This window comes from Sphingomonas sediminicola, assembly GCF_049991885.1.
GTDB classification, from domain to species: Bacteria; Pseudomonadota; Alphaproteobacteria; order Sphingomonadales; family Sphingomonadaceae; genus Sphingomicrobium; species Sphingomicrobium sediminicola.
This window is the reverse complement of record NZ_CP178916.1, coordinates 1,954,846-1,979,008: the sequence shown is the minus strand read 5'-3', so window position 1 is coordinate 1,979,008 and position 24,163 is coordinate 1,954,846. Positions and strand designations below refer to the sequence as shown.

General features: G+C 64.0%; 29 protein-coding genes. 23 read left to right on the top strand and 6 right to left on the bottom strand.

What is annotated here, in order from left to right:
- Positions 1-4: 4 nt before the first annotated feature.
- Together ACMC5O_RS10305 and ACMC5O_RS10300 are read left to right on the top strand one after the other, a co-directional pair.
- Positions 5-1,036: a cysteine synthase A gene (locus ACMC5O_RS10305; RefSeq protein ID WP_426692808.1), complete on the top strand. Its 1,032-nt coding sequence runs from the start codon at positions 5-7 to the stop codon at positions 1,034-1,036.
- Between the two features lie 40 nt (positions 1,037-1,076).
- Positions 1,077-1,781: a peroxiredoxin gene (locus tag ACMC5O_RS10300; RefSeq protein ID WP_187708863.1), complete on the top strand. Its 705-nt coding sequence runs from the start codon at positions 1,077-1,079 to the stop codon at positions 1,779-1,781.
- Positions 1,782-1,785: 4 nt separating this feature from the next.
- Here the strand turns inward: ACMC5O_RS10300 and ACMC5O_RS10295 are convergent, their stop codons facing one another.
- On the bottom strand, positions 1,786-2,889 hold the full coding sequence (locus ACMC5O_RS10295; RefSeq protein ID WP_426693526.1) for a PQQ-dependent sugar dehydrogenase: 1,104 nt from the start codon (positions 2,887-2,889) through the stop codon (positions 1,786-1,788).
- Between the two features lie 136 nt (positions 2,890-3,025).
- Here ACMC5O_RS10295 and ACMC5O_RS10290 point away from each other — a divergent pair, with 136 nt between their 5' ends.
- From ACMC5O_RS10290 to pnp, 18 genes are all read left to right on the top strand, one after another.
- A complete protein-coding gene (locus tag ACMC5O_RS10290; protein ID WP_426692807.1) occupies positions 3,026-3,622 on the top strand; it encodes an RNA polymerase sigma factor in 597 nt (198 codons plus the stop codon).
- 10 nt (positions 3,623-3,632) lie between these two features.
- Positions 3,633-4,265: a zf-HC2 domain-containing protein gene (locus ACMC5O_RS10285; RefSeq protein WP_187708864.1), complete on the top strand. Its 633-nt coding sequence runs from the start codon at positions 3,633-3,635 to the stop codon at positions 4,263-4,265.
- Positions 4,262-5,512: a S8 family peptidase gene (locus ACMC5O_RS10280; RefSeq protein ID WP_187708865.1), complete on the top strand. Its 1,251-nt coding sequence runs from the start codon at positions 4,262-4,264 to the stop codon at positions 5,510-5,512. Before ACMC5O_RS10285 ends, ACMC5O_RS10280 begins: the two co-directional genes overlap by 4 nt.
- Complete coding sequence (locus tag ACMC5O_RS10275) at positions 5,409-6,221, top strand: TorF family putative porin (protein WP_426692806.1); 813 nt, start codon at positions 5,409-5,411, stop codon at positions 6,219-6,221. Before ACMC5O_RS10280 ends, ACMC5O_RS10275 begins: the two co-directional genes overlap by 104 nt.
- A 125-nt stretch (positions 6,222-6,346) precedes the next feature.
- Positions 6,347-6,664 (top strand): hypothetical protein, encoded by a 318-nt coding sequence (locus ACMC5O_RS10270; RefSeq protein WP_187708867.1) that lies wholly within the window; start codon positions 6,347-6,349, stop codon positions 6,662-6,664.
- 105 nt (positions 6,665-6,769) lie between these two features.
- Positions 6,770-7,816: a type III polyketide synthase gene (locus ACMC5O_RS10265; protein WP_187708868.1), complete on the top strand. Its 1,047-nt coding sequence runs from the start codon at positions 6,770-6,772 to the stop codon at positions 7,814-7,816.
- Entirely contained in the window at positions 7,816-8,319 is a 504-nt protein-coding gene (locus tag ACMC5O_RS10260) for an isoprenylcysteine carboxyl methyltransferase family protein (RefSeq protein WP_187708869.1), read from the top strand. The genes ACMC5O_RS10265 and ACMC5O_RS10260 overlap by 1 nt, the downstream gene beginning before the upstream one ends.
- Before the next feature lie 101 nt (positions 8,320-8,420).
- Positions 8,421-8,966 carry a ribosome maturation protein RimP gene (gene rimP / locus ACMC5O_RS10255; protein ID WP_426692805.1) on the top strand — a complete coding sequence of 182 codons (546 nt, stop codon included), beginning with the start codon at positions 8,421-8,423 and terminating at the stop codon, positions 8,964-8,966.
- Between the two features lie 3 nt (positions 8,967-8,969).
- Complete coding sequence (gene nusA / locus ACMC5O_RS10250) at positions 8,970-10,595, top strand: transcription termination factor NusA (protein ID WP_426692804.1); 1,626 nt, start codon at positions 8,970-8,972, stop codon at positions 10,593-10,595.
- The gene (locus ACMC5O_RS10245; protein WP_187708870.1) at positions 10,576-11,292 is read left to right on the top strand and encodes a DUF448 domain-containing protein; all 717 of its coding nucleotides are present in this window, start codon (positions 10,576-10,578) and stop codon (positions 11,290-11,292) included. Before nusA ends, ACMC5O_RS10245 begins: the two co-directional genes overlap by 20 nt.
- Position 11,293: 1 nt before the next feature.
- Positions 11,294-13,810, top strand: coding sequence for a translation initiation factor IF-2 (gene infB, locus ACMC5O_RS10240; RefSeq protein WP_426692803.1), 2,517 nt, complete (start codon positions 11,294-11,296; stop codon positions 13,808-13,810).
- A 3-nt stretch (positions 13,811-13,813) separates the two neighbouring features.
- The gene (gene rbfA / locus ACMC5O_RS10235; RefSeq protein ID WP_187708871.1) at positions 13,814-14,206 is read left to right on the top strand and encodes a 30S ribosome-binding factor RbfA; all 393 of its coding nucleotides are present in this window, start codon (positions 13,814-13,816) and stop codon (positions 14,204-14,206) included.
- The gene (locus ACMC5O_RS10230; RefSeq protein ID WP_187708872.1) at positions 14,203-14,739 is read left to right on the top strand and encodes a GNAT family N-acetyltransferase; all 537 of its coding nucleotides are present in this window, start codon (positions 14,203-14,205) and stop codon (positions 14,737-14,739) included. The genes rbfA and ACMC5O_RS10230 overlap by 4 nt, the downstream gene beginning before the upstream one ends.
- Complete coding sequence (locus ACMC5O_RS10225) at positions 14,736-15,122, top strand: hypothetical protein (RefSeq protein WP_426692802.1); 387 nt, start codon at positions 14,736-14,738, stop codon at positions 15,120-15,122. Before ACMC5O_RS10230 ends, ACMC5O_RS10225 begins: the two co-directional genes overlap by 4 nt.
- A gap of 3 nt (positions 15,123-15,125) precedes the next feature.
- Positions 15,126-15,746 carry a thymidine kinase gene (locus ACMC5O_RS10220; protein ID WP_187708874.1) on the top strand — a complete coding sequence of 207 codons (621 nt, stop codon included), beginning with the start codon at positions 15,126-15,128 and terminating at the stop codon, positions 15,744-15,746.
- The gene (truB, locus tag ACMC5O_RS10215; RefSeq protein ID WP_187709814.1) at positions 15,746-16,627 is read left to right on the top strand and encodes a tRNA pseudouridine(55) synthase TruB; all 882 of its coding nucleotides are present in this window, start codon (positions 15,746-15,748) and stop codon (positions 16,625-16,627) included. Before ACMC5O_RS10220 ends, truB begins: the two co-directional genes overlap by 1 nt.
- A gap of 17 nt (positions 16,628-16,644) precedes the next feature.
- Positions 16,645-16,914, top strand: coding sequence for a 30S ribosomal protein S15 (gene rpsO / locus ACMC5O_RS10210; RefSeq protein ID WP_187708875.1), 270 nt, complete (start codon positions 16,645-16,647; stop codon positions 16,912-16,914).
- 164 nt (positions 16,915-17,078) lie between these two features.
- The gene (gene pnp / locus ACMC5O_RS10205; protein WP_187708876.1) at positions 17,079-19,463 is read left to right on the top strand and encodes a polyribonucleotide nucleotidyltransferase; all 2,385 of its coding nucleotides are present in this window, start codon (positions 17,079-17,081) and stop codon (positions 19,461-19,463) included.
- Positions 19,464-19,612: 149 nt separating this feature from the next.
- Here pnp and ACMC5O_RS10200 read toward each other — a convergent pair whose 3' ends face one another.
- From ACMC5O_RS10200 to ACMC5O_RS10180, 5 genes are all read right to left on the bottom strand, one after another.
- Positions 19,613-20,374: an isocitrate lyase/PEP mutase family protein gene (locus ACMC5O_RS10200; protein WP_187708877.1), complete on the bottom strand. Its 762-nt coding sequence runs from the start codon at positions 20,372-20,374 to the stop codon at positions 19,613-19,615.
- A 21-nt stretch (positions 20,375-20,395) separates the two neighbouring features.
- Positions 20,396-20,776, bottom strand: a complete 381-nt coding sequence (locus ACMC5O_RS10195; RefSeq protein WP_246444666.1) for a DoxX family protein — start codon at positions 20,774-20,776, stop codon at positions 20,396-20,398.
- An 80-nt stretch (positions 20,777-20,856) separates the two neighbouring features.
- Positions 20,857-21,576: a DNA-binding domain-containing protein gene (locus ACMC5O_RS10190; protein WP_187708879.1), complete on the bottom strand. Its 720-nt coding sequence runs from the start codon at positions 21,574-21,576 to the stop codon at positions 20,857-20,859.
- Positions 21,566-22,393, bottom strand: coding sequence for a DUF692 domain-containing protein (locus ACMC5O_RS10185; protein WP_426692801.1), 828 nt, complete (start codon positions 22,391-22,393; stop codon positions 21,566-21,568). Before ACMC5O_RS10185 ends, ACMC5O_RS10190 begins: the two co-directional genes overlap by 11 nt.
- Before the next feature lie 4 nt (positions 22,394-22,397).
- Positions 22,398-22,676 carry a BufA1 family periplasmic bufferin-type metallophore gene (locus tag ACMC5O_RS10180; RefSeq protein WP_187709815.1) on the bottom strand — a complete coding sequence of 93 codons (279 nt, stop codon included), beginning with the start codon at positions 22,674-22,676 and terminating at the stop codon, positions 22,398-22,400.
- Between ACMC5O_RS10180 and ACMC5O_RS10175 the strand changes: the two genes are divergently transcribed.
- From ACMC5O_RS10175 to ACMC5O_RS10165, 3 genes are read left to right on the top strand one after another with little or no spacing between them, the layout of a single operon-like run.
- The gene (locus ACMC5O_RS10175) at positions 22,675-22,884 is read left to right on the top strand and encodes a hypothetical protein (protein WP_222949878.1); all 210 of its coding nucleotides are present in this window, start codon (positions 22,675-22,677) and stop codon (positions 22,882-22,884) included. The two genes, ACMC5O_RS10180 and ACMC5O_RS10175, sit on opposite strands and share 2 nt — an antisense overlap.
- Positions 22,885-22,905: 21 nt before the next feature.
- Positions 22,906-23,475 carry a sigma-70 family RNA polymerase sigma factor gene (locus ACMC5O_RS10170; protein WP_246444318.1) on the top strand — a complete coding sequence of 190 codons (570 nt, stop codon included), beginning with the start codon at positions 22,906-22,908 and terminating at the stop codon, positions 23,473-23,475.
- On the top strand, positions 23,465-24,100 hold the full coding sequence (locus ACMC5O_RS10165) for an NrsF family protein (protein WP_187708880.1): 636 nt from the start codon (positions 23,465-23,467) through the stop codon (positions 24,098-24,100). Before ACMC5O_RS10170 ends, ACMC5O_RS10165 begins: the two co-directional genes overlap by 11 nt.
- Positions 24,101-24,163: the final 63 nt, after the last annotated feature.

Below are 24,163 nucleotides of genomic sequence, written 5' to 3'. Positions count from 1 at the left end.
CCGCATGGACATTCGCGAAACCGTCCTCGCCGCGATCGGCAACACGCCGTTGATCAAGCTCCGCCGCGCTTCCGAAGAGACGGGCTGCACGATCCTCGGGAAGGCGGAGTTCATGAATCCCGGCCACTCGGTGAAGGACCGGGCGGCACTGGGCATCGTCACCGACGCCATCGATAAAGGCCAGCTTCGTCCAGGCGGCATGATCGTCGAGGGAACCGCGGGCAATACGGGTATTGGCCTGACCGTCGTCGGCAATGCGCTCGGAATGAAGACGGTCATCGTCATTCCCGAGACGCAGAGCCAGGAAAAGAAGGACACGCTGCGATCGCTTGGGGCGACCTTGGTCGAAGTGCCGGCCGTGCCGTACCGAAACGACAATAATTACGTGAAGGTCGCCGCCCGCATGGCAGAGCGCCTTGCGAAGGCGCACGCGCAGGGAGCGATCTTCGCCAACCAGTTCGACAATGTCGCCAACCGCAACGTGCACGTCCGGACGACAGGGCCGGAGATCTGGGCCCAGACCGACGGCAAGGTCGACGGATTCGTCAGCGCGGTCGGCACCGGCGGAACGCTCGCCGGCACCGCGATCGCGCTTCGGGAGCGCAAGCCGCACGTTGCGATCGCTATCGCGGACATCCCCGGCGCAGCGCTCTACAGCTATTACACGACGGGCGAACTCAAGGCTGAGGGAAGCTCGATCACCGAAGGGATCGGGCAGGGCCGGGTGACCGCAAATCTCGAGGGCCTCAGCGTCGACGACGCTTTCCTCATTCAGGACCAGGAGAGCCTCGAGACCACCTTGCGCCTCATTCGGGACGAAGGGCTCAATGTCGGCCTTTCGACGGGCGTGAACGTCTCCGGAGCAGTCCGCCTCGCCCGCAAGCTCGGGCCCGGCAAGACCATCGTCACCGTTCTTTGCGACCCCGCGACCCGCTACCAGTCGCGGCTGTTCAACCCGGAATTCCTTCGTTCCAAGGGACTGACGCCGCCTGACTGGCTCGAGCATCCTGAGAGTCTCGAACCCGACTTGCTATGAGAGTATGGGACTTGCCGTCACGACTCATCGGGAGGCATCAATGACCCTATCCATTGGCAGCGTCGCGCCGGATTTCACGGCAGAAACGACGCAGGGCCCCATCCGATTCCATGACTGGATCGGCGACAGCTATGCCATCCTGTTCTCCCATCCGAAGGACTACACGCCGGTCTGCACGACCGAGCTGGGCTACATGGCCGGGCTGGCCGACGAGTTCGCCAAGCGCAACACCAAGGTCATCGGCCTTTCGGTCGACAAGGTCGGCGATCACGAAGGCTGGGCGCGCGACATCAAGGACGTCACCGGCAACGACGTGAACTTCCCGATGATCGGCGACCACGACCTCAAGGTCGCCAAGCTTTACAACATGCTTCCCGCCGACGCCGGCGAGACGTCGGAGGGCCGGACCGCGGCAACCAATGCGACCGTCCGCACGGTCTACATCGTCGGGCCCGACAAGCTCATCAAGGCGATGCTCATCTATCCGATGAGCTCCGGGCGTAACTTCGACGAGGTTCTTCGACTGCTCGATTCCATCCAGATCACGGCAAAGCATTCGGTCGCGACGCCGGTGAACTGGAAGCAGGGCGAGGACTGCATCATCGTGCCGTCGTTGTCCGACGAGGCGGCTCGCGAGAAATTCCCGGGCGGTTGGAAGACGCTGAAGCCGTACCTCCGCACCGTGCCGCAACCGAAGGATGAGCCGGCCGTCGAGCAGAAGCTCGAGGTTCCGGTCGCCCAGTAAGCAGTTACCGCCGGGTGGGCGTCAGCTTCAGCAGGCGTCCGCCCGGTCCATCTTCCAGAAGATAAACCTCACCGCCCGCTCCCTGGTCGACCGCGCGGATTCGCTCACCCATGTCCCATTGATCCGCCTTGCGCGCCCGGTCGCCGTCGATGTCGACCCGAATGAACGCCTGGCCCGAAAGCGCACCGATCAAGGCGTCGCCCTTCCACTGCGGGAACAGGTCACCAGTGTAGATCATCAAGGCGCCCGGTGAGACCGATGGGTTCCACCAGACCTTAGGCTCTTCGAAGCCCCGGCTCTTGTGATTGTTGGGTATATCAGCCCCGCCGTAGTGCGAGCCATAGGAAACGCGCGGCCAGCCGTAATTCCTGCCGGGGAGGATGAGGTTCACCTCGTCCCCGCCCTGCGGTCCCATCTCGGACGCCCACAGTCGCCCGTCGGGTGCAAACGAGAGGCCGAGCACGTTGCGATGGCCCATCGTGTAATGATGGCCGCCGATGCGCTGGCCTTCGTCGGTCATGTGGATGATCTTGCCCAGGTCGCTGTTCTGGTCCTGCGCCGGATCGAACTTCTGCCGTTCGCCGGACGAGATGAACATGGTCCCATCGGGGGCGAAGGTGATGCGATGCGAGAAATGGCCGTTTCCGGCCACTTTCGGCGACTGGCGCCAGATGATTTTGAACTCTTCGATCCGCGGCTCGCCCTGACCGAGAATCAGTCGCCCGTAGCCGATTACGGCGCCGCTGGTCCCGTTCGGACCCGGTTCGACATAGCTCAGATAAATGCGCTGGTTTCCCGCAAAACCGGGATGCGCGACCACATCGCCGAGCCCACCCTGGCCCGCGACATGCACCGACGGAACCCCAGAGACCTGCTGCTTCCGCCCCGTGGCCGTGTCGAGAAGCCAGAGCCTGCCGCCCTTTTCGGTGACCAGGGCGAGATTGGTCGTGCGAACGCCGCTGCCCGGCAAAAAGTCCATGGCCCAGGGAGAATCGAAGCGCGTCACCTCCGAAACTGTGAACGGCCTGTCAGAGGAAGCCTGTTGCCCGGAAGACTGTCCCGGAGAGGTCCCGCATGCCGCAAGAGCAAGGAACGCCAAGGATTGCATTAAGCGGAAACGCATTCGGCGCTCTTTCACTGGATTGATCGCAATTGCGATTGAAAGCCGATAGTTCCATTCATCGCGATGAAAGTGAACCTTTCTCCCGCACGGAGGCACCCATGACAGCCGGGAGGGTGCGCAGGTGAGTGTAGACAGGGCGACCAGTCGCCCGCGGACCGTATCCCGACCAGGCGCGCCGGACGAACGGGAGCTGATCAGTCGCGTCAGCAACCGGGACTTGGCTGCGTTCGAGAAGCTGTACCGGATTTATCAGCCGCGGCTGACGCGATTCCTGAGCAATCTCGTCCAGCGCCCGCAGCTCGTGGAAGAGGTGCTCGACGATACGATGATGGTGGTTTGGGAAACGGCTCAAAGCTTCAGGGGGACAAGTAGATTGTCCACCTGGATCTTCTCGATTGCCTATCGCAAGGCGATCAAGGCGAGGGCGCGCTGGCCCGACCCGGTCGAGGAAGAGCCGGACCTCGGCCAGGCGAGCCACGATCCCAATCCCCACCAGTCACTCCAGCACAGCCGGCTCCGCGAAGCCTTGGCCGCTGCAATGCGATCCTTGTCGGCGGATCATCGCGCAGTGGTCGATCTCACCTACTTTCATGGCTTGGGCTATCGCGAGATCGCCGAGGTCATGGACTGCCCGGTCGATACGGTGAAAACCCGGATGTTCCATGCCCGGCGCCGCCTGAGGCAGGCGATGCCAGGCTCAGTCTCGGACTGGGTTTAGGGAGGACGGCATGAACTCTGAACATCCCGTCAGCGATCCCCACGAGCAGGCGGAAGAGTTGCTGCCGTGGTACGCGACCGGCCAACTTGACGCAGTCGACCGGTCGATGGTCGAGGCCCATCTTTCGACATGCGCGCGATGCCAGAGACAGTTGACCGTCGAACGCAAGCTCATCGACGGATTCCAGACCGTTTCGCCCGAGGTCGACTCCGGTTGGGCCCGGCTTCGCGGGCGAATCGAAGCACCGGTCTCAAGGCCCCGTACATCAGTCGGGGATTTCGCGACTGACCTTTGGCGCCTCCTCACCCGACCTGCAGTGGCGGCGCTTGCGACAGCGCAACTGGCGCTTCTTGCGGTGGCCGCGGCAATCGTTCCGTACTTCACTACTCCCGCCTACGAAGCGCTCGGTTCATCTCAAGCGCCGCCATCAGCGAACGTCATCATCCTGTTCCGCCCTGAAGCGACTGTAGGCGATATGCGCGACACGCTGAAGGCAAGCGGCGCATCTCTAGTAGGCGGCCCGACCGCCGCGGATGCCTATCTGCTGCACGTGCCGGCCGGGAAGCGCCCCGCTGCGCTGGAGAAGCTCCAGGCCGACGATGATGTGATGATGGCGGAGCCGATCGACGAGGCCACGCGATGACGCTTCGTCTGGCCCTTCGCGGCCTGCTCGCGCTCTGCGCGGCACTCGTCTTCGTGTTCTTAGCCGTGCCGGCGATGGCTAGAGGCAGCGCGGCCGCCGGTCCCGAGCGCCAGATCCTGGTCATGGTCCGGCATGCTCCCGATCATTATCGTCCAAACGGCGTCTACGGCGGCGGATATGGCGATGAGCTCGCTCGCAGTGCGCGCCAGCGGCTCGCCCGGCGGATCGCGCGCAATTACGGTCTTACCCTCGTCGATGACTGGCCGATGCCGATGATGGGCCTCGACTGCTTCGTCATGGAGGTTCCTGAAGACCGGACGCCTGCTTCGGCCGTCGAGCAGGTCTCAAAGGATTCCGCGGTCTCCTGGGCGCAGCCCGTCGGGCTCTATCGGACCGAGGCAGAGCCGGCCACGCACAACGACCCGCTTTATCCGGTGCAGCCGGCAGCACGTGCGTGGCATCTCGCCGACCTGCACGAGCTTGCGACCGGCCGGGGCATGCGCGTGGCCGTCATCGACAGCGGGATCGACTCCGGTCACCCGGATCTCACCGGACAGTTGCTGGTCAACCGAAACTTCGTAGCGGGCAGGCAGTCGGTGGCAGAGATGCACGGCACTGGCGTCGCGGGCATTATCGCCGCCAAGGCCGACAATGGGCTTGGCATCGCGGGGGTAGCACCTCAGGCGCACATCCTTGGTCTTCGCGCGTGCTGGCAGTCCGGCCGATCATTCGAAAGTCCTACGGTCTGCGACAGCTTCAGCCTCGTGAAAGCGCTCTATTTCGCGATCGACCAGAAGGCCGACGTGATCAACCTCAGCCTCAGCGGACCCGAGGACCGGCTCATTCACGAGCTTATCGATGTCGGGCTTTCGCGCGGTCTCGCAATCGTTGCCGCCGTCGACAAGGACCGGCCGAACGGTGGATTTCCCGCGTCCGTGCGCGGGGTGATCGCTGTCTCAAACACGCTAATGGCGCGTTCGCAGGGCGCGGTTTACACTGCGCCCGGGCAGGACGTGCCAACGACCGAGCCGGGAGGACGATGGTTTCTCGTCAATGGAAGCTCGTACGCCGCAGCGCACGTCAGCGGTTTGGTCGCCCTGATGAGACAGCGGCATCCGTCTTCCGCATTGGCACTTATCTCGAATGGAGGCGCAATCGATGCCTGCGCCTCGGTCCTTCGTGCAGCGAGCGGCTGTGAGTGCAGCTGCGCGCCTTCCCGCGTCGCGACCGCGCAGCTCGATCGTTAGAGCCAGTCGGACCGGAACCTATCTTCTCGCCTCAGTAATTGGCCTCTGTCTCTCTATGCCTGCAGCGGCAGAGATCGGGGCTACAGTGTCAGTCTTCAGCGAGGCCAGATTCCGCGGCTATTCGCTGAGTGCCGGTCGCCCGGTCGCGAGCCTCGACTTGTCTTATGATTATCCTGGAGGGCTTTACGGAGGCCTGTCGGCGGCTGTGGTCATGGGAGGGGAGGACTCGGTCCGGCCGTTGGGATTGGTATTGAACGGCGGTTACGCGAAGCGGCTTTCGTCCGGCTTGGTCCTGGATGCCGGCGTTGTGCATGCCGCCTACGCGAAATACGCGGCCAGAGCGTCGGGGAGTTCCTACACCGAACTCTACGCCGGCGTGACCCACAAGTTCCTGTCGTCTCGTATCACCTTTGCGCCGCATTACTTCGAGCATGGCGCAAGCACGCTTTACGGAGAGGTGGACGCTAACGTTACGCCCTTTCGGAAGCTCCACCTGAACGGGCATTTCGGTGCGCTGTTTCCGATCAGCTACAACGACGAAAGCGAAAGTCCGGATGTGCAATATGACTGGCGCGTCGGCGCCGCCCGCGAGTTCGGTGGCGTCTCCCTCCATCTGATCTGGTCAGGCGGCGGACCGGGAAAGGATTTTTACCGGGGCCGATACCACGACCGGAATGCGCTCATCGTGGGTCTCAGCTGTCCTCTTTGACAGCCGATTGAACCCTTTGGTCGCCTGGGCGCACTAACGCACTGCTGTGACGGCGATCCGCTCATCCGAGCATCGCTGTCGGCGTGTGTCGTTCCTGAGCGGGGGCAGAACAAGGAGCTTCGATCATGAGACGAACATTCTGTCTCTTTGCCGCGACGGCAATCGCGCTGCCGTCCGCTGCGGTTCCGGCCCCACCGGCCCCCGGCAGCATTTCACCGAACCATGAAACGGGTCAGCAAGTGGGAGGCGAGAACGGCCTCGAATGCGACGAGGGCGGCACACCTCCTAGCCAGTCGGGCCGGGAGCCTGGTCCTGGGTCCCCCTTCCAGGAGGACAGCGTTTCCGGTTCGCACTATGCTGGCAATCAGGACGGCATCAACAACAAGAACACCGCGTCCGTTTCGCAATACGACATTGCCTGCTTCAAGGGGCCTGGTCAGTAGTGACCGGCCAAGGCTGGCCCGCCTCGCCCTCGGGCGGGCCAGTTGCCTCTTAAGCATTCGGCTTGTGCGGCGTGACTGATGATATAAGCCGGAAGGCCCAAGCCGATGCAACAATGCAGCTTACTCTCTCTCGCGACTGCGGTCCCACCGCACGTAATCGAGCAACAAGACGCGAAGGCGTGTGCCCGCGAAGCCTTCGGTGGGAAGAAGGCCTTGTTTGACCGCCTCGCGGGGGTCTTCGACAATGCCGGCATTGCCCGGCGCCACATCGTTGCTCCGCAGGAATGGTACATGTCCGCCCACGGCTGGCATGATCGCAATGCCGTCTATCTGGAAGCCGCCGAGAGCTTGTTCGTCGAGGCAGCGAGCGATGCGATAGAGAAAGCAGGGCTGGCGCCCGAACAGATCGACGGCGTCGTCACCGTTTCCACCACCGGAATCGCGACTCCGAGCCTTGAGGCGCGCGTGGGACCGCTCATGGGGTTTCGGGATGACGTCCGCCGGGTCCCGATGTTCGGCCTCGGCTGCGCGGGCGGGGTGAACGGCCTAGCGACGACCTCGCGGCTTGCCGCCTCGGAGCCGGGGACGAACTGGCTGTTCGTGACCGTCGAGACCTGCTCCATCTCCATTCGCCTCGACAGCGACGACCCCGCTGCGGTGGTCGCGACTGCCCTGTTCGGTGACGGAGCGGCCGCAGCCGTCGTCACCAGCGGCGAGCACAGCATCGCCCGGATCATGGGGGGCGCCGAGAAGCTCTTTCCCGATACGCTCAGGATCATGGGCTGGGATGTCGAAGACCCGGGTCTGGCCGTTGTGTTCGATCGCGCGATCCCGCCGTTTATCGAAAAGAATCTCGCAAGCACCGTCGACGAGATGTGCGCCAAGCTTGGCATCGACCGCAGCGACATTGACCGCCTGTGCTGCCATCCCGGCGGAGTGAAGGTGATCGACGCGATCGAGACGGCTCTGCATCTCAATCAGGGCGAGCTCAACATCGAGCGCGAGGTGCTTCGCGATTTCGGCAATATGAGTGCGCCGACCGTGATGTTCGTGCTCGATCGTCTGCTGAAGCAGGGACTTCCGGACCGAGTGCTAATGACAGCCTTCGGGCCAGGTTTCACCTGCGCCGGACTCCTGTTGGAAGCCGCCTGATGAGCCCGCTCTGGCTGGCGGTAGTCATTCTCGGATTCGTAACCCTGCAAAGGCTCATCGAACTCCGGCTCGCCGACAGCAACAGCAGGAAGCTGCTCTCCGAGGGTGCTGTCGAATTCGGCCGCGACCACTATGCGTTCATCGTCGGTCTGCACATGATCTGGATCGCGGCACTCTGGTGGTGGGCGCCAGGGCAGCCGATCGACTTTGCACTGCTCGTCCTGTTCGCACTGCTCCAGCTCGGACGCGTGTGGGTGATCGCCACTTTGGGGGGTCGATGGACGACGCGTATCATCGTGATGCCCGGCGCGCCACTTGTCCGGACCGGCCCCTATCGTTTCCTCAGGCACCCGAACTATCTCATCGTGACCCTGGAAATCGCCGTCCTGCCCATGGTCTTCGGCCTCTGGCGAATTGCACTCGTTTTCAGCCTGTTGAACGCGATCATTCTCGCGGTCCGAATACGGGCGGAAAACCGCGCCCTGGCCAGCTTGCGAAGCTAATTGTTCAAGCCTATATCGCACTCCTCTCCTCGACATCGTTAGATGCCTGAGGCTGGGGCCCCACGGCTCCGGTCCGAGAGATTTTTGGATTTGAAGGTCGCATGACGGACATCGCCGAATTGAACGCTTTGCTGGAGCCCGAGGTGGAGAGCCTCGGCTATCGGCTCGTGCGCGTCGCGCTCGTGGGCGGGCGTTCCGACCCGACTCTTCAGATCATGGCCGAGAATCCGAGCACTCGTCAGCTCGACCTCAGTGACTGCGAGAAGATTTCGCGGCGGCTGTCCGAAAAGCTCGACGCGATGGAAGCGGAAGGCCGCGATCTCATCGAAGGGGGCTACCGGCTCGAGGTCAGCTCGCCCGGCATAGACCGTCCGCTGACCCGGCTCGCCGATTACGACGACTGGAAGGGACACGAGGCACGCGTATCGCTCGCGGAACCGCTCAACGGTCGCAAGCAATTCTCCGGTACTCTCGCGGGGACGGGCGAAGGCGGAACAGTCCATGTCACCGGCAAGGACGGAAACGACTATATAGTTCCCTTCGCATCAATTCACTCGGCCAAGCTCCTGCTGACCGACAAGCTCATCAACGCAACCGCGCCGCTCAGCACCGAGGGCGCCGACACCATCCAGACTGTAGAGGACTAACACATGGCCACTGCCGCCCCGCCCGTCGCATCAGCGAACAAGGCCGAGCTGCTCGCAATTGCCGACGCGGTTGCCCGTGAGAAGCTGATCGATCGCGGCATCGTCATCGAGGCGATGGAAGACGCGATCCAGCGCGCCGCCCGTGCCCGCTACGGCGCCGAGAACGATATTCGCGCAAAGCTCGACGGCGAGACCGGCGACCTTCGTCTGTGGCGCGTCCTCGAAGTCGTCGAAGAAGTCGAGGATCATTTCAAGCAGATCGACCCGAAGGGCGCCCAGAAGCTGCAAAAGGATGCAGCCATTGGCGACTTCATCGTCGATCCGCTGCCGCCGATAGAGTTCGGCCGCATCGCTGCCCAGGCCGCCAAGCAGGTGATCTTCCAGAAGGTCCGCGACGCCGAGCGCGAGCGCCAGCATGAAGAGTTCAAGGACCGCGTCGGCGAGGTCATCACCGGCGTCGTCAAGCGCGTCGAGTTCGGCCACGTTGTCGTTGATCTCGGCCGCGCCGAAGGCGTTATCCGCCGCGACCAGCAGATCCCGCGCGAAATGGTTCGCGTCGGCGACCGCATCCGTTCGCTGATCCTTCGTGTCAGCCGCGAAGCCCGCGGCCCGCAAATCTTCCTGTCGCGCGCTCACCCGGACTTCATGAAGAAGCTGTTCGCACAGGAAGTGCCGGAGATTTACGACAGCATCATCGAGATCAAGGCCGCCGCCCGCGACCCGGGCAGCCGAGCCAAGATCGGCGTTATCAGCCACGACAGCTCGATCGACCCGGTCGGCGCCTGTGTCGGCATGAAGGGCAGCCGCGTTCAGGCGGTCGTCCAGGAACTCCAGGGCGAGAAGATCGACATCATTCCATGGTCGGACGACCTCGCGACCTTCGTCGTCAACGCGCTACAACCGGCGACGGTCAGCCGCGTCGTCATCGACGAGGAAGAGAGCCGTATCGAGGTCGTGGTTCCCGACGACCAGCTCAGCCTGGCGATCGGTCGCCGCGGCCAGAACGTTCGCCTAGCCAGCCAGCTGACATCTTCGCAGATCGACATCCTCACCGAGGCTGATGCGAGCGAGAAGCGACAGCGCGAGTTCATGGAACGCACCGAGATGTTCCAGAGCGAGCTCGACGTCGACGAGACGCTTTCGCAGCTGCTGGTCGCCGAAGGCTTCACCAGCCTCGAGGAAGTCGCCTACGTCACGCTCGACGAGATTGCGTCGATCGAGGGCCTCGACGACGAAATCGCCGGCGAGCTTCAGAGCCGCGCTGCCGAAGCGCTCGAGCGCCGCGAAGCCGCTTCGCGCGAGGAGCGCCGTGCCCTTGGCGTCGAGGATGCTCTGGCCGAGCTTCCGCACCTCACCGAGCAGATGCTGGTGACGCTGGGCAAGGCGGGCATCAAGACGCTCGATGATCTCGCCGATCTCGCGACCGACGAGCTGATCCAGAAGAAGCGGCAGGAGCCGCGCCGCCGCGCCGAGAACGCGCCGAAGCGCGCCGAGGACAAGGGCGGACTCCTGGCCGACTATTCGCTGACCGAAGAGCAGGGCAACGAGATCATCATGGCCGCTCGCGCCCACTGGTTCGAGGACGAGCCGAAGACCGAGGAGGCCGCCGATGCGGAATCCTCGCAATGATCCGCTAGAAGCGCACGTTCCGGAGCGCACCTGCATCCTCTCGCGGCGAACCGCGTCGCGGGAGGAGCTGATTCGGCTTGCGCTCGGTCCTGACGGCACGGTTGCACCGGACGTCCGCGCCCGAGCTCCGGGTCGTGGCGCATGGATTGGAGTGTCGCGCTCCGAGCTCGATGAGGCCATTGCCAAGGGGAGACTGAAGGGCGCACTCCAGCGCGCGTTCAAGACGAACGACGTGAAAGTGCCCGACGACCTTGGCGAACTTATCGCCCAGGCCCTGCGCCAGGCAACGCTCGACCGGCTAGGTATGGAGGCTCGTTCGGGCAATCTGATCAACGGCGCCGATCGCGTTGAGACCGCTGCCCGCAACGGTAGCGTCCATCTGTTGATCCATGCGTCGGACGCGGGCGAGGACGGGCGCAGGAAGCTCGACCAGGCCTGGCGAGTTGGCTCAGACCCGGAAACCGTTGCCAACAGCGGTGGCCAAGGTCTTCTATTTCCCGAGGAACGCACCATCTTGTCGATGGCCTTGGGGCGCGAGAATGTGGTACATATCGCGCTGACCGATCGTGCCGCCGCAGCGCGTGTTCTCCACGCGCTTTCCCGGTGGCGCGCTTTCATTGATCCCCGTGCGGGTCTAGAGGGCGGCGACCCCGCTTCTGGCCCCGGCTCGGCTGACGCAGATTTGACGAAGGAATAGGATGACAGACCAGACCGACAAGCCGAAGCTTGGAACCCGGCCGCCGCTGGGCCTCAAGCGCACGGTCGAGACCGGCAAGGTCAAGCAGAGCTTCAGCCACGGCCGCTCGAACACCGTCGTGGTGGAGGTCAAGAAGCGCCGGATCCTCGGACGTCCGGGCGAGGCTCCCCCCGCCGAGGCTCCGAAGCCGGAACCCGTCGCCGAAGCGCCCAAGCCGGCGCCGAAGCCCGCTGCCCCGGCTCCGCAGCCGAAGCGCACCGCACCCATCGACGACATTACGGCGCGCAAGGAGATGCAGACCCGCCTCCTTCGCGAGGCCGAGGAAGCGCGCCTCGCGTCGCTGGAGGAAGCTCGCCGTCGCGATGATCGCAAGCGCACCGAGCAAAGCGAAGACGAAAAGCGCCGCGCCGAAGACAATCGCAAGGCCGAAGAGGCTGCGATCGAGCAGGCGCGCGTCCAGGCCGAGGAAGAAGCTCGCGCTGCTGCTGAGGCGGCCGCCGCTCCGGAGCCCGAGCCTGTCATCGAGGAAGAAAGCGAAGATCGTGGCGCTCGCCGTCCGGCCGGCGGTCATGCCCCGGCGCCGCGCCGTCCCGAGCCCGCTCGTCCGAGCCGCGGCCGCGGCGACGACCGCCGTCACCATGGCAAGCTGACCGTCACTCGCGCCCTTTCGGGTGAGGATGACAGCCGCGCCCGTTCGCTGGCTGCGCTGCGTCGTGCCCGCGAGAAGGAAAAGCGTGCCCATCAACAGTCCGGTCCCGCCGCAAAGCAGTATCGCGACGTGGACGTTCCCGAGGCGATTACCGTCCAGGAACTCGCCAAGCGCATGGGTGAGCGCGGCGCCGATTTGGTCAAGGCCCTCTTCAAGATGGGCACGCCCGTCACGATCACCGAGACGATCGACCAGGATACGGCCGAGCTGCTGATCGAGGAGTTCGGTCACCGCATCAACCGTGTCAGCGACGCCGATGTCGATATCGACACGACGGTCGACGTTGATCCGGAGGATACGCTCAAGCCGCGTCCCCCGGTCGTCACGATCATGGGTCACGTCGATCACGGAAAGACGTCTTTGCTCGACGCCATCCGCGGCGCCTCCGTCCAGTCGGGCGAGGCCGGCGGCATCACGCAGCACATCGGCGCCTATCAGGTGCAGTTGCCCGACAAGTCAAAGGTCACCTTCCTCGACACCCCGGGCCACGAAGCCTTTTCGGAAATGCGCGCTCGCGGTGCGAACGTCACCGATATCGTCATTCTGGTGGTTGCGGCCGACGACGGCCTTCGCCCGCAGACGATCGAGGCGATCAATCACACCAAGGCCGCAGGCGTCCCGATGATCGTCGCGATCAACAAGATCGATAAGCCCGAAGCCAAGCCGCAGAAGGTCCGCGAGGAGCTTCTGCAGCACGAGATCATCGTCGAGGACATGGGCGGCGAGGTTCAGGATGTGGAAGTCTCCGCGACGAAGAAGACCAACCTCGACAAATTACTCGAGGCCATCCAGCTGCAGGCGGAGATCCTGGAGCTGAAGGCCAACCCGGACCGTGCAGCCGAAGGCACCGTAATCGAAGCGAAGCTCGACAAGGGCCGCGGCCCGCTCGCGACCGTCCTTGTCCAGCGCGGCACGCTGCGTGTCGGTGACGTGTTCGTCGCCGGTGCATCGAGCGGCAAGGTGCGCGCGCTCGTCGACGATCACGGACGGCAGGTTAAGGAAGCTGGTCCGTCATTCCCGGTCGAAGTTCTCGGCCTGTCGGCGGTTCCCGCGGCCGGCGATCCGTTCACCGTCGTCGAGAACGAGGCTCGCGCCCGCGAAGTCGCGGACTACCGCAAGAGCGTCCTCGACAAGAAGCGGACGACCGCTGCACCGGTCAGCATCGAGAACATGTTCTCGGCGCACGCTTCGACGATTGCGGAAGTACCGTTGGTCATCAAGGCGGACGTGCAGGGATCGGTCGAAGCGATCGTCAATGCGCTCAACCGCCTGTCGACCGACGAGGTACGCGTGCGCATCCTCAACTCGGGCGTCGGCGCGATCACCGAAAGCGACGTGACATTGGCCAGCGCGAGCGGCGCGCCGATCATCGGCTTCAACGTCCGTCCGAACGCCAAGGCTCGCGAAGTCGCGAACCGCACCAAGGTCGAGTTCCGCTACTACGACGTCATCTATCACCTGACCGACTGGGTTAAGGGTGCGATGGCCGGCGAGCTTGGTCCGGAGATCATCGAAACGGTCGTCGGCCGCGCGAAGGTCCAGGAAGTCTTCCCAGCAGGCAAGCGGGACAAGGCTGCCGGCCTGCTCGTCCTCGAAGGCGTTATCCGCAAGGGCCTCAACGCACGCCTCACGCGCGAGGACGTCATCGTGTCGAAGACGACGATCAGCTCGCTTCGGCGTTTCAAGGACGACGTTGCGGAAGTCACTTCGGGCCTCGAGTGCGGCGTGCTTCTGGCGGATACGAATGACATCAAGCCGGGTGACGCGCTCGAAGTCTTCGAGGTCGAGGAGCGCGCACGGACGCTATAACGAATGCGCCGTCAGGAAACTGCAGAGGGCCGCTCCGTACGCCTGCTTCGCGTTGGCGAGCAGGTGCGCCACATTTTGAGCGAATTGCTCCAGCGCGGTGACGTGCATGACGATGTGCTTCAGTCGCACCTCGTCAGCGTCACCGAGGTGCGCATGTCGCCGGACCTTCGGCATGCGACCGTGTTCGTGAAGCCGCTGCTCGGTCAAGACGAAGAAGCGGTGCTGAAGGCGCTTCGCCAGAACACCGCCTTCCTCCAGCGCGAGGTCGCCCATCGCGTCCGGAAGAAATATGCGGCGAAGCTCAAGTTCAAAGCCGACGAGAGCTTCGACGAAGGCACGCACATCGACCGCATCCTCCGGTCGGGGCACGTCGCGCAGGACCTCAACGAAGAATGATCGACGGCCTCGATGCGCCCATGACCGGCGACGGCTGCCGGGCCGAGCTGGTCACCGACGAACGCCTTGAAACGCTCAAAGCCGCCTGCGCGGAGGACCGCGAAATCTGGGCGATCTACGCCAACAATTTCGGGCCGGACGGTTTCGACGAGAGCATCGCGCTCTACCGGTCCAGCCCGCGCAACCGGACCTTCGTTCTTTTCGAAGGCGACGAACTTGCCGGAATGTCGAGCTTCCTCGGTATCGATGATAACCGCCAATGCCTCGAGATCGGCGGCACCTATTATCGGCCGCACCTGCGCGGCAGCGGTTTCAACCGCCGCGTGAAGGACATGATGCTCAAACGCGCGTTCGACAGTGGGATGCGCCGCGTCGAGTTTCGCGTCGACGCTCGCAACGAGCGCAGTCTGGCGGCGATGAAGAAGCTCGGTGCTGTCCGGGAAGGAGTGCTCCGCGCTGACCGCATCACCTGGACTGGCCACGTCCGCGACACCGTCCTGTTCGCGATTCTCAAGGAAGAGTGGCCGTTATGAAGCTTGTCGCCGCACTTCTCCTCCTCGCCGCCGTTCCCGTTCAGGCGGCCGGCCTGACGGTCCGTACCGGTGAGACCTGGATCTTCACGGTCAAGAAGGGAGAACCGGCGCACGCTCGCCGCGTCGCCCCGTCCGCGAGGATTCCGAAGGGCCAGATCAAGGTTTCGGTGCGGCCCATGCTCGGTACGGCCATGACTGTCACCAACAACAGCGCGATTGCCTACACCTACCGCGCGGAGCTTCTGTCGGGCGGCAAGGCTTCGGTCGCGCGATCCTGCACCCTGCCGCCGAACGCCCGCCCGTCGTTCGAGCAATGGCAACAGAACGCCGATGCCGTCCGCATCGGCGGTTTCAAAGTCGCCAGCGCGGACGGGACCTGCTGACCGATGGCCAAGCTCTATTTCTATTATGCGGCAATGAATGCGGGGAAATCGACGACGCTGCTTCAGGCCGACTTCAATTACCGCGAGCGCGGGATGGAAACGATGCTGTGGACCGCGGCGGTCGACGACCGGCTGGGTGTCGGCGCGATCGGCTCCCGCATCGCCCTGTCGGCCGCAGCACACACCTTTGACGAAAGTAGCGATCTCTTCGTCGCGATCAGCAATGAATTGAGAAAGCGCAAGCTCGACTGCATCCTGATCGACGAAGCGCAATTCCTGTCGCAACCGCACGTGCTGCAACTCTGCGAAGTCGCCGACCAGCTGAACATCCCAGTGCTCTGCTACGGGCTGCGTACCGACTTCCAGGCCAAGCTTTTTCCCGGATCGGCGGCGCTGCTTGCTCTGGCGGATACACTCGTCGAACTGAAGGCCGTTTGCGAATGCGGGCGCAAGGCGACGATGAATCTGCGGGTCGACGAGGAGGGCCACGCGATCGTCCGCGGCCAACAGACAGAGATCGGCGGAAACGACCGCTACATCGCCCTTTGCCGCAAGCATTTCTTCGAGCGGCTGAACGAGAGCCGGGCGCGCCAGCTCAGCCTCGGCCTTCCTCGCTCCCAGTGATCAACGGCTGGATCGTGCTCGACAAGCCGGTCGGGCTTGGCTCGACGCAGGCCGTGTCGAAGGTAAAGCGCGCGCTTCGCGATGCGGGAGAACCCAAGCACAAGGTCGGTCACGGCGGCACGCTCGATCCGCTCGCCAGCGGCGTGCTCCCGATAGCTATCGGCGAAGCCACCAAGCTGTGCGGACGAATGCTGGACGCGAGCAAGGCGTATGAGTTCACGGTCAAGTTCGGCGAGGAGACCGACACGCTCGACAGGGAAGGGCAAATTGTCGAGACGAGCGCCGTCCGTCCGTCCCGCGACCAGATCGAGACCGTCATCGGAGCCTTCACCGGCGAGATCGACCAGATTCCACCGGCCTACTCCGCGCTGAAAGTGGAAGGGAAGGCGGCTTACGCCCGCGCCCGCGCTGGCGAACAGGTCGAACTCAAGCCGCGCAAGGTCACCATTTTCGAGCTCAGGCTCCAAGAAACCACGCCCGACAGCGCGACCTTCCACGCGCACGTATCGAAAGGCACCTACATCCGCTCCCTCGCCCGGGACTTCGCCCACGCATTGAACACGGTCGGCCACGTCACCATGTTAAGGAGGACGCGGGCCGGCCCGTTCGGGCTCGAAAAGGCCATTTCACTGGACTTTCTTGCCGAAGCCGCTAAGGCGCGGCGGCTGATTGGGGCGGTACTTCCGCTGGAAGCGGCGCTGGACGACATCCCGGCCCTCCCCATCACTCCCGACCAGGCACAACTGCTCCGCTTCGGACAGCGCCTGATCGGTTTCCCCGAAAAGCCGGGGCTTCAACTGGCGACAGAGGGCGGACGCCCGGTCGCTCTCGTTGAAGCAACGGCCGACGGCCTGAAGGTCGTCCGGGGGTTCAACATCTAGAGACAGGAGTAAAGACGATGTCGATTACCGCAGAGCGCAAGGAAGCGCTGATCAAGGAACATGCCCGCGGTTCGGGCGACACCGGTTCTCCCGAAGTCCAGGTCGCGATCCTCACGGAACGCATCAACAATTTGACCCAGCACTTCAAGGGCCACGCCAAGGACAACCATTCGCGCCGCGGCCTACTCATGATGGTCAACCAGCGCCGCTCGCTCCTCGATTATCTCCGTGGCAAGGACGCACAGCGTTACACGGACCTGATCGCGAAGCTCGGCCTCCGCAAGTAACTCACTCAGCGGCCCCATTCCGGGGCCGCTTACGTTTTGAAAGTCCCGCATTTCGGTGGGGCGTTCATGGGGCAGGAACGAACGCCCCGACCGACCGTGAACCGGCTAGTTCGCGAAAATGATGACCCCGGCAGGCATCCGGCCGCCGGGTGAAGGGACGATAAATGTTCAAAATTCATACTGTTGAAACCGAGATCGGCGGCAAGACGCTGAAGCTCGAAACGGGCCATGTTGCCCGCCAGGCCGACGGCGCGGTCATCGCGACCCTCGGCGAAACCGTGGTGCTTTGCGCGGTCACCGCCGCAAAGTCGGTCAAGCCGGGGCAGGACTTCTTCCCGCTGACCGTCCACTACCAGGAGAAGTTTTCCGCCGCCGGCCGTATCCCGGGCGGCTTCTTCAAGCGTGAGCGTGGAGCGACCGAAAAGGAAACGCTGACCAGCCGCCTGATCGACCGCCCGATCCGCCCGCTCTTCCCCGAAGGCTTCTACAACGAAGTCCTCGTGATCGCGCAGGTCCTTTCCTACGACGGCGAGAACGAGCCCGACGTCCTCGCGATGATCGCCGCTTCGACCGCGCTGACGATTTCCGGCGTGCCCTTCATGGGCCCGATCGGCGCCGCCCGCGTCGGCTTCGTTGACGGGGAGTACATCCTCAACCCGACCCAGGCGCAGATCGCCGAAGGTCAGCTCGATCTCGTCATGGCCGGCACTCCGAACGCCGTGATGATGGTGGAGTCCGAGGCCAAGGAACTAAGCGAAGAGCAGATGCTCGGCGCCGTCATGTTCGGCCACGCCGCCAGCCAGAAGATCTGCAACCTCATCATCGATCTGGCCGAGAAGGCCGCGAAGGATCCGTGGGAGCTCGCGCAGAGCGACGACAAGGCCGCGGTTAAGGACAAGCTCAAGAAGCTCGTCGGAGCCGACATCGACGCCGCCTACCGCCTGACCAACAAGTCGGAGCGCTCGGCTGCACTCAACGCCGCCCGCGAAAAGGCCAAGGAAGCCTTCGCCGAAGCGGACCCGCAGGAGCAGCTGATTGCCGGCAAGGCAGTCAAGGGCCTCGAGGCCGACATCGTCCGCACGGCGATCCTCAAGGAAGGCCGCCGCATCGACGGCCGCGACACCAAGACGGTCCGCCCGATCGAGGCGATGGTCCATTTCCTTCCGCGCACGCACGGCTCCGCCCTGTTCACGCGCGGCGAGACCCAGGCGATCGTGACCACAACGCTGGGCACCAAGGAAGCCGAGCAGATGATCGATGGCCTGGAAGGTCTCTCCTACCAGCGCTTCATGCTGCACTATAACTTCCCGCCCTATTCGGTCGGCGAGGTCGGACGTTTCGGCGCTCCGGGCCGTCGCGAAGTCGGCCACGGCAAGCTCGCATGGCGGGCAATCCACCCGATGCTGCCGAGCGTTGAGGAGTTCCCGTACACCATCCGCGTCCTGTCCGACATCACGGAGAGCAACGGCTCCTCGTCGATGGCGACGGTCTGCGGCGCCTCGCTTGCCCTGATGGACGCGGGCGTTCCGCTCAAGCGTCCGGTCGCGGGCATCGCCATGGGCCTGATCCTTGAAGGCAAGGACTTCGCGGTGATCAGCGACATCCTAGGTGACGAAGACCACCTCGGCGACATGGACTTCAAGGTCGCGGGCACGTCGGAAGGCGTCACCTCGCTCCAGATGGACATCAAGGTCGCCGGCATCACCGAGGAGATTATGAAGACCGCTCTCGCCCAGGCGAAGGACGGCCGTGCTCACATTCTCGGCGAAATGGCGAAGGCCCTCGATCACACGCGCGAAGAGCTGTCGGCTCACGCGCCGCGCATCGAGACCATGTCTATCCCGAAGGACAAGATCCGCGAAGTCATCGGCACCGGCGGCAAGGTCATCCGCGAAATCGTCGCGGAGACCGGCGCCAAGGTCGACATCGACGACGACGGCACGATCAAGATCGCGTCTTCGGACCCGGCCAAGATCGAGGCCGCCCGCAACTGGATCCGCGGCATCGTCGCGGAGCCGGAGCCGGGCACGATCTACACCGGCAAGGTCGCGAGCCTCGTCGACTTCGGCGCGTTCGTCACCTTCATGCCGGGCAAGGACGGCCTCGTGCACGTCTCGGAAATCAAGAACGAGCGTGTCGAGAACGTCCGCGACGTCCTGACCGAAGGCCAGGAAGTGAAGGTCAAGCTGCTCGAGGTCGACCAGCGCGGCAAGGTTCGCCTGTCGATGCGCCTCGTTGACCAGGAGACTGGCGAAGAGCTTCCGGACACCCGCCCGCCGAGGGAGCCGCGCGAAGGCGGCGACCGTGGCCCGCGCGGTGACCGTGGCGATCGTCATCGTGGCGGCGGACGTGATCGCGGCGGACGCGACGACCGTGGTCCCCGTGGCCCGCGCGGCGACCGTGACCGGGGCCCGCGCGACGACCGCGGACCGCGGGGCGAAGGCCGTGGCGACCGCGGCCCGCGCCGGGAGCGCGAAGGCGGCGAGAACGAAGGCAATGCACCCGAGTTCGCACCCGCGTTCCTGACCGGCGGAAACGACGAGGACTAAGCGTCTAGCCAGTCAGACTAACTGAAATCGAAAAGGCCTCGTGAGCAATCGCGGGGCCTTTTTGCTTCCCCGCTAATGCCCATCTCAACTCCTTTCGGACACAAGACCAACAAGGTGCCTCCCGAGATAAGGAAGCCGGCGTCAAGGGATCAGGCCAGTTCTCGCGCGGCGGTTTCCAGCGCTCCCATCGCGACCAGATAGGGATAGGGTCCGTGACTGATCCGGGCGACGCCCACGTCGGTCAGATCGGCGATCGACGGCGTGGTCGACATGCGCATCACGTTGAGCGGCAACGGCGAACCGGCCGCCAGCTCGCGGATCAGGTCGAGGTTGGTGACAAACGGGACGAAAAGGCCGTCGGCTCCGGCAGCAGCATAAGCGCGGCCGCGCTCGAGCGCCTCCTCGACCATCGCCATGGAGTGCTCCTCCGAGGGCTTCTGGAAGAAGACGTCGGTGCGCGCATTGACGAAGAAGCCGGGACAGGCCTGATCGGCCGAGCGGCGCGCTGCTTCGTACCGGGCCGCGGCTTCATCGGCCGGCCTCAGACTCGCGTCGGCGGGATTGCTGTCCTCCAAGTTGCAGCCGATGGCGCCCGCTTCGATCGCAAGGCGAACCGTCGCGCCTACGCCGGCCGCATCCGCGCTGAATCCGCTCTCGAGGTCGGCAGTCAGCGGCAGATCGACTGCCTGCGCAATCCGTCGGATCGTGTCGAGATGGAGGTTTCGATCCACCTTCTCGCCATCGGGGAACCCGTTCGCGGCGGCGATCGACCAGCTTCCTGTCGCGATCGCGGCGGCTCCGGCCTTCGCGACGGCCTGCGCACTTCCCGCATCCCAGGCATTGAACAGGATCAGGGGCGAACCGTGCTTATGCAGCGCCCTGAAGGCGGAGGTCTTGTCTTGCTGGGTCATGCAAGGCGTCCCTAACGCCGTTCAGGGCAGTTTCAAAAGACGATCCAGCGACAATTTGCCGCCACCGAGCGCAATGAGCGGAAGGAGAAGCCCCGCCCAGCTGAGATGCGTCGGCCACGCGTCGGGATAGACGAAAATCTCGATGACCAAGGTCATGACGAGAAGTGCAGTCGCGCTGAACCGGGTGAACAGGCCAAGCGTAAGCAGAATGGGGAAAAGATGCTCGGAATAGGTCGCGGCGTAGGCGGCAGCTTCCGGCGGGATTAGCGGCAGGGCATAATCGGTTCGAAAGAGCTCGAATGCGGTGTCGTTCACCGTCAGCAGCCCGTCCACCTTGGTTCGGCCCGACATGAAGAAGACTGCGGCTATGCCCAGCCTCTGGACAAGCAAGAGCAGCGACATCGGGAGGAGTTGCTCCGAAGTGCTGGCGAAGAAATCGTAGGGTCTGCGCCACACCGGTGCGGAAGCTTGCGTTGCCATTCTTAATTCCTTCCAGGTAAGGGTTGGGCGAACACGCCCAGGTTGAGGAGCGAGACGAAGATCGCCTCGCCGTTTTCGTCGGGGTAGAGCCGGGCGGCGGCGGCAAGGCTTTGGCCGACGTGCTCGCCGAGCCGGATCCCGAACAGAATCCGGTGAGCCGCCGCGCCGATTCGAGGCGTGTGCATTTCGAATGGCGAGGGCCGCGCGAACAATGCGCCCTCAGGCTTCCATTCGGGCTCGATGGTCGACGGCAGCGGGCGCTGGTGGGCGAGCCAGATGCTCATCGCGGGCGTTTGCAGCCAGTTGAACCTGACCGCGGGATGGAGGTTCAGCCGAAGGCAGGAAAGTTCGAGATTGCCGGCGGCAACAAGCGGCTCTTCGTCCGCCGCCATCAGCGATTCGACGTGCAGGCGTTCGACTCGGGCGACGTCGGTCAAATAGGAAAGATCGGCGATCCAGGGCTGCTCGGAAATCCAATCGGCGAACTCGTCTCCATAGAGGGCGAGCACGGGTGATTTCGGCGGGTGGGCAGTCGAATATTCGACGGCGATTGCTTCGAACATTTCCTCGCCGACGATCTGTTCGACGACCGGGTAATTGGATCGCAGGGCCTCGACCGCACCGTGGATCACAGTATTACGGTAGACGGCGAGCGGCCCGGTTGCCGGACGGTCGATCGCTGCCACGAACTGGCGCTGGAAGGCGATCAGGTCAGGCAGCAAGGCGGAGCCCTCCGTCGAGGACGGCCTGAGCGCGGTCGCGCTCGCGAAGCAGCTCGTCGAAGGATGGGACATTGCCGTCCCGCTCGATCAGCGTAGGGCGGGCCCCGATGCGACCGATGAAGTCTTCGTAAAGGGACCAGACAAGCTCGCTGACCGGCTCGTCATGACTGTCGATGAGCAAGGTGCCGCCTGCGTCGTGGCTGTGACCGGCAAGGTGTATCTCGCCGACGAGCTTGGCGGGTATGTCGAGCAACCAGCTCGCGGCATCGAAACCGATATTGTTCGCGCCGACTGCGACGTTGTTCACGTCGATGAGCAACTTGCAGCCGCTGCGACGGGCGAGCTCGCGAAGGAAGCTGGTCTCGCTCCAGCGATGCTGGCTTAGCGGCAGATAATGGGTGGGATTCTCGATCAGGATCTCGCGCCCGAGCGCGTCCTGTACCTGGCCGATGTTGGCGCTGAGGCGGGCAAGCACCTCGTTCGTCCGCGGCAGAGGCAGGAGGTCGGGGAAGCTCCGGCCCTCGAAGCGCGACCAGGCAAGGTGTTCCGAGACCAGCGCCGGCTCGAACCGATCGACCAAGCGCTTCAAGGCCGCGAGATGATCGCGATCCGGTTCGGCAGCGTTCCCGAGTGAAAGGCCTACGCCGTGAAGTGACAGGGGACGGTCGCGGCGAAGCTCTTCGAGCATGGCCAGGCGCGGCCCGCCATCGACCATGTAGTTCTCGGCATGAACCTCGAACCAAAGTCCCACCGCCGGCGATGCCATCGCATCGCTGAAGTGCTGCGGCTTGAATCCAAGGCCGGCGGTGGGAGTCATGGCGTTACCGTGCGATCGGCTTCAGCGAGCCGACGCCCTTTGGAGTCTTAATTGACGCGCAGGTGCCCTTGGCGACATATTTCCAGGCGTTGCCCTGGTAGTCCTTCTTGGACGTGCCGGCGCAGGTCGTGCCGGCGCCCGCGGCGCAGTCGTTCTTGCCGGCAAGCGAAATGCCGAAGCACTTGTCCTTGGTCGGCTGCGGCTTGACCGGCGAGGCGACCGCTGCGGTGGCCGCGAACGCGCTGAGCGCCGTGGCGGTGACGATCGTAGCGAACTTCTTCATGTCCTTTTCCTTCCAGTTCAGTGGCGGTTTCCCGGGCGTCATGATCGCGGTTGGAGCGTCGGAGATGAAATGCCCCTTCGGCATAATCTCGATGCATTCAGCCCATGACCGCGTCGAATGCGGCCATGTCCCGCTCATTCGGCAGGGGAGCGTGATGCGTTACGGACCGGAGAAAAAATCTTTCATGGTTGTCCGGCTGGTGCTGTAACCGCGAGCTCGGAGCGGTCGAATGAAGCAGCATGACGAGGCGGATCTGCTCGAAGCCAAGCTGCGCGCGCTGATGATCGCGAGCATGAGCGGCCAATCCGAGGCGTATCAGACATTGCTCCGCCTCTGCTCCGTCCGGCTACGTTCCTATTTTGGGCGTCGCCTTGCCGGTCGCGAGCATGACGTGGAGGATCTCGTGCAGGAAACGCTGATTGCGATTCATCGCAAGCGGGCAACCTACGACCAGTCGCTTCCATTCACCGCGTGGCTGCACGGGATCGCGCGCTATCGGCTGATCGACTTTCTGCGTCGCGACAGGCGCAAATTCGAAGTCCCGGTGGACGATGACGCTTTCGAGTTGGAGGGCGGGGACGCTTTCGCCGCGATACTCGCCGAGATCGACCTGGAGAGCCTGCTCGCCAGACTGACTCCCAACCAGGTCGCCGCAATTCGATTGACGCGCATTGAGGGGTATTCGGTGCGCGAGACCTCCGAACTGACCGGCCAGAGCGAGCCTTCGGTCAAGGTCAATGTACACCGCGGCCTCGGACGGCTCATGGCGACCATCAAGGGCGGCGGACATGCGAACTGACGATCTCATCGCCGGATTGGCCGAAAGCCCCTGGCCCCGCGAGCGGCCTCCGATGCGCCTTGCAGCCGCGCTCCTCACCGGCTGGGCCATTGCGCTGGTCGGCCTTGTGCTGGCGCTCGGCCCGCCATTTGCTGCCGTGCGTGAAACCGGCCTCCTTCCGTTCGCGGTAAAGTTTGGTTTCACGCTGACATTCACCGTCTTCTCGGTGCTCGCCTCGATCGCGGCGGGCAGGCCAGGCAAACGGATTGCCTTCCGGCTGTCCCTGATTGCGGCGCCGTTCTTGGTCCTCGCCATTCTTGCGGCGCTGGAAATTAGCTCGACGCCACGGGATGCCTGGGGTGAGTTATTTTTCGGAACGACATTCATCACCTGTCTGACGGCTATCGTGCTCGGAAGCATTCCGGTCCTCGTCGCCGGCTTTTGGGCTTATCGCGAAATGGCGCCGACGCGGCCCGCCGTCGCAGGTCTGCTCGTCGGCCTGAGCGCTGGAGCGGCCGCCGCCTTCGCCTATGCGCTTTATTGCCCGGAAACGACTGCCTGCTTCCTACTCGCGGCGTATACGCCTGGTGCTCTCCTGGCGTCTTTGGCGGGGATGGCAGCCGGGCAGCAGCTTTTGCGCTGGTAGGCCAGCGTATCGGATCAATGCCTACCGGGCATGCCCGATCTGCTGGCGCCTGTCGTTGCGGGC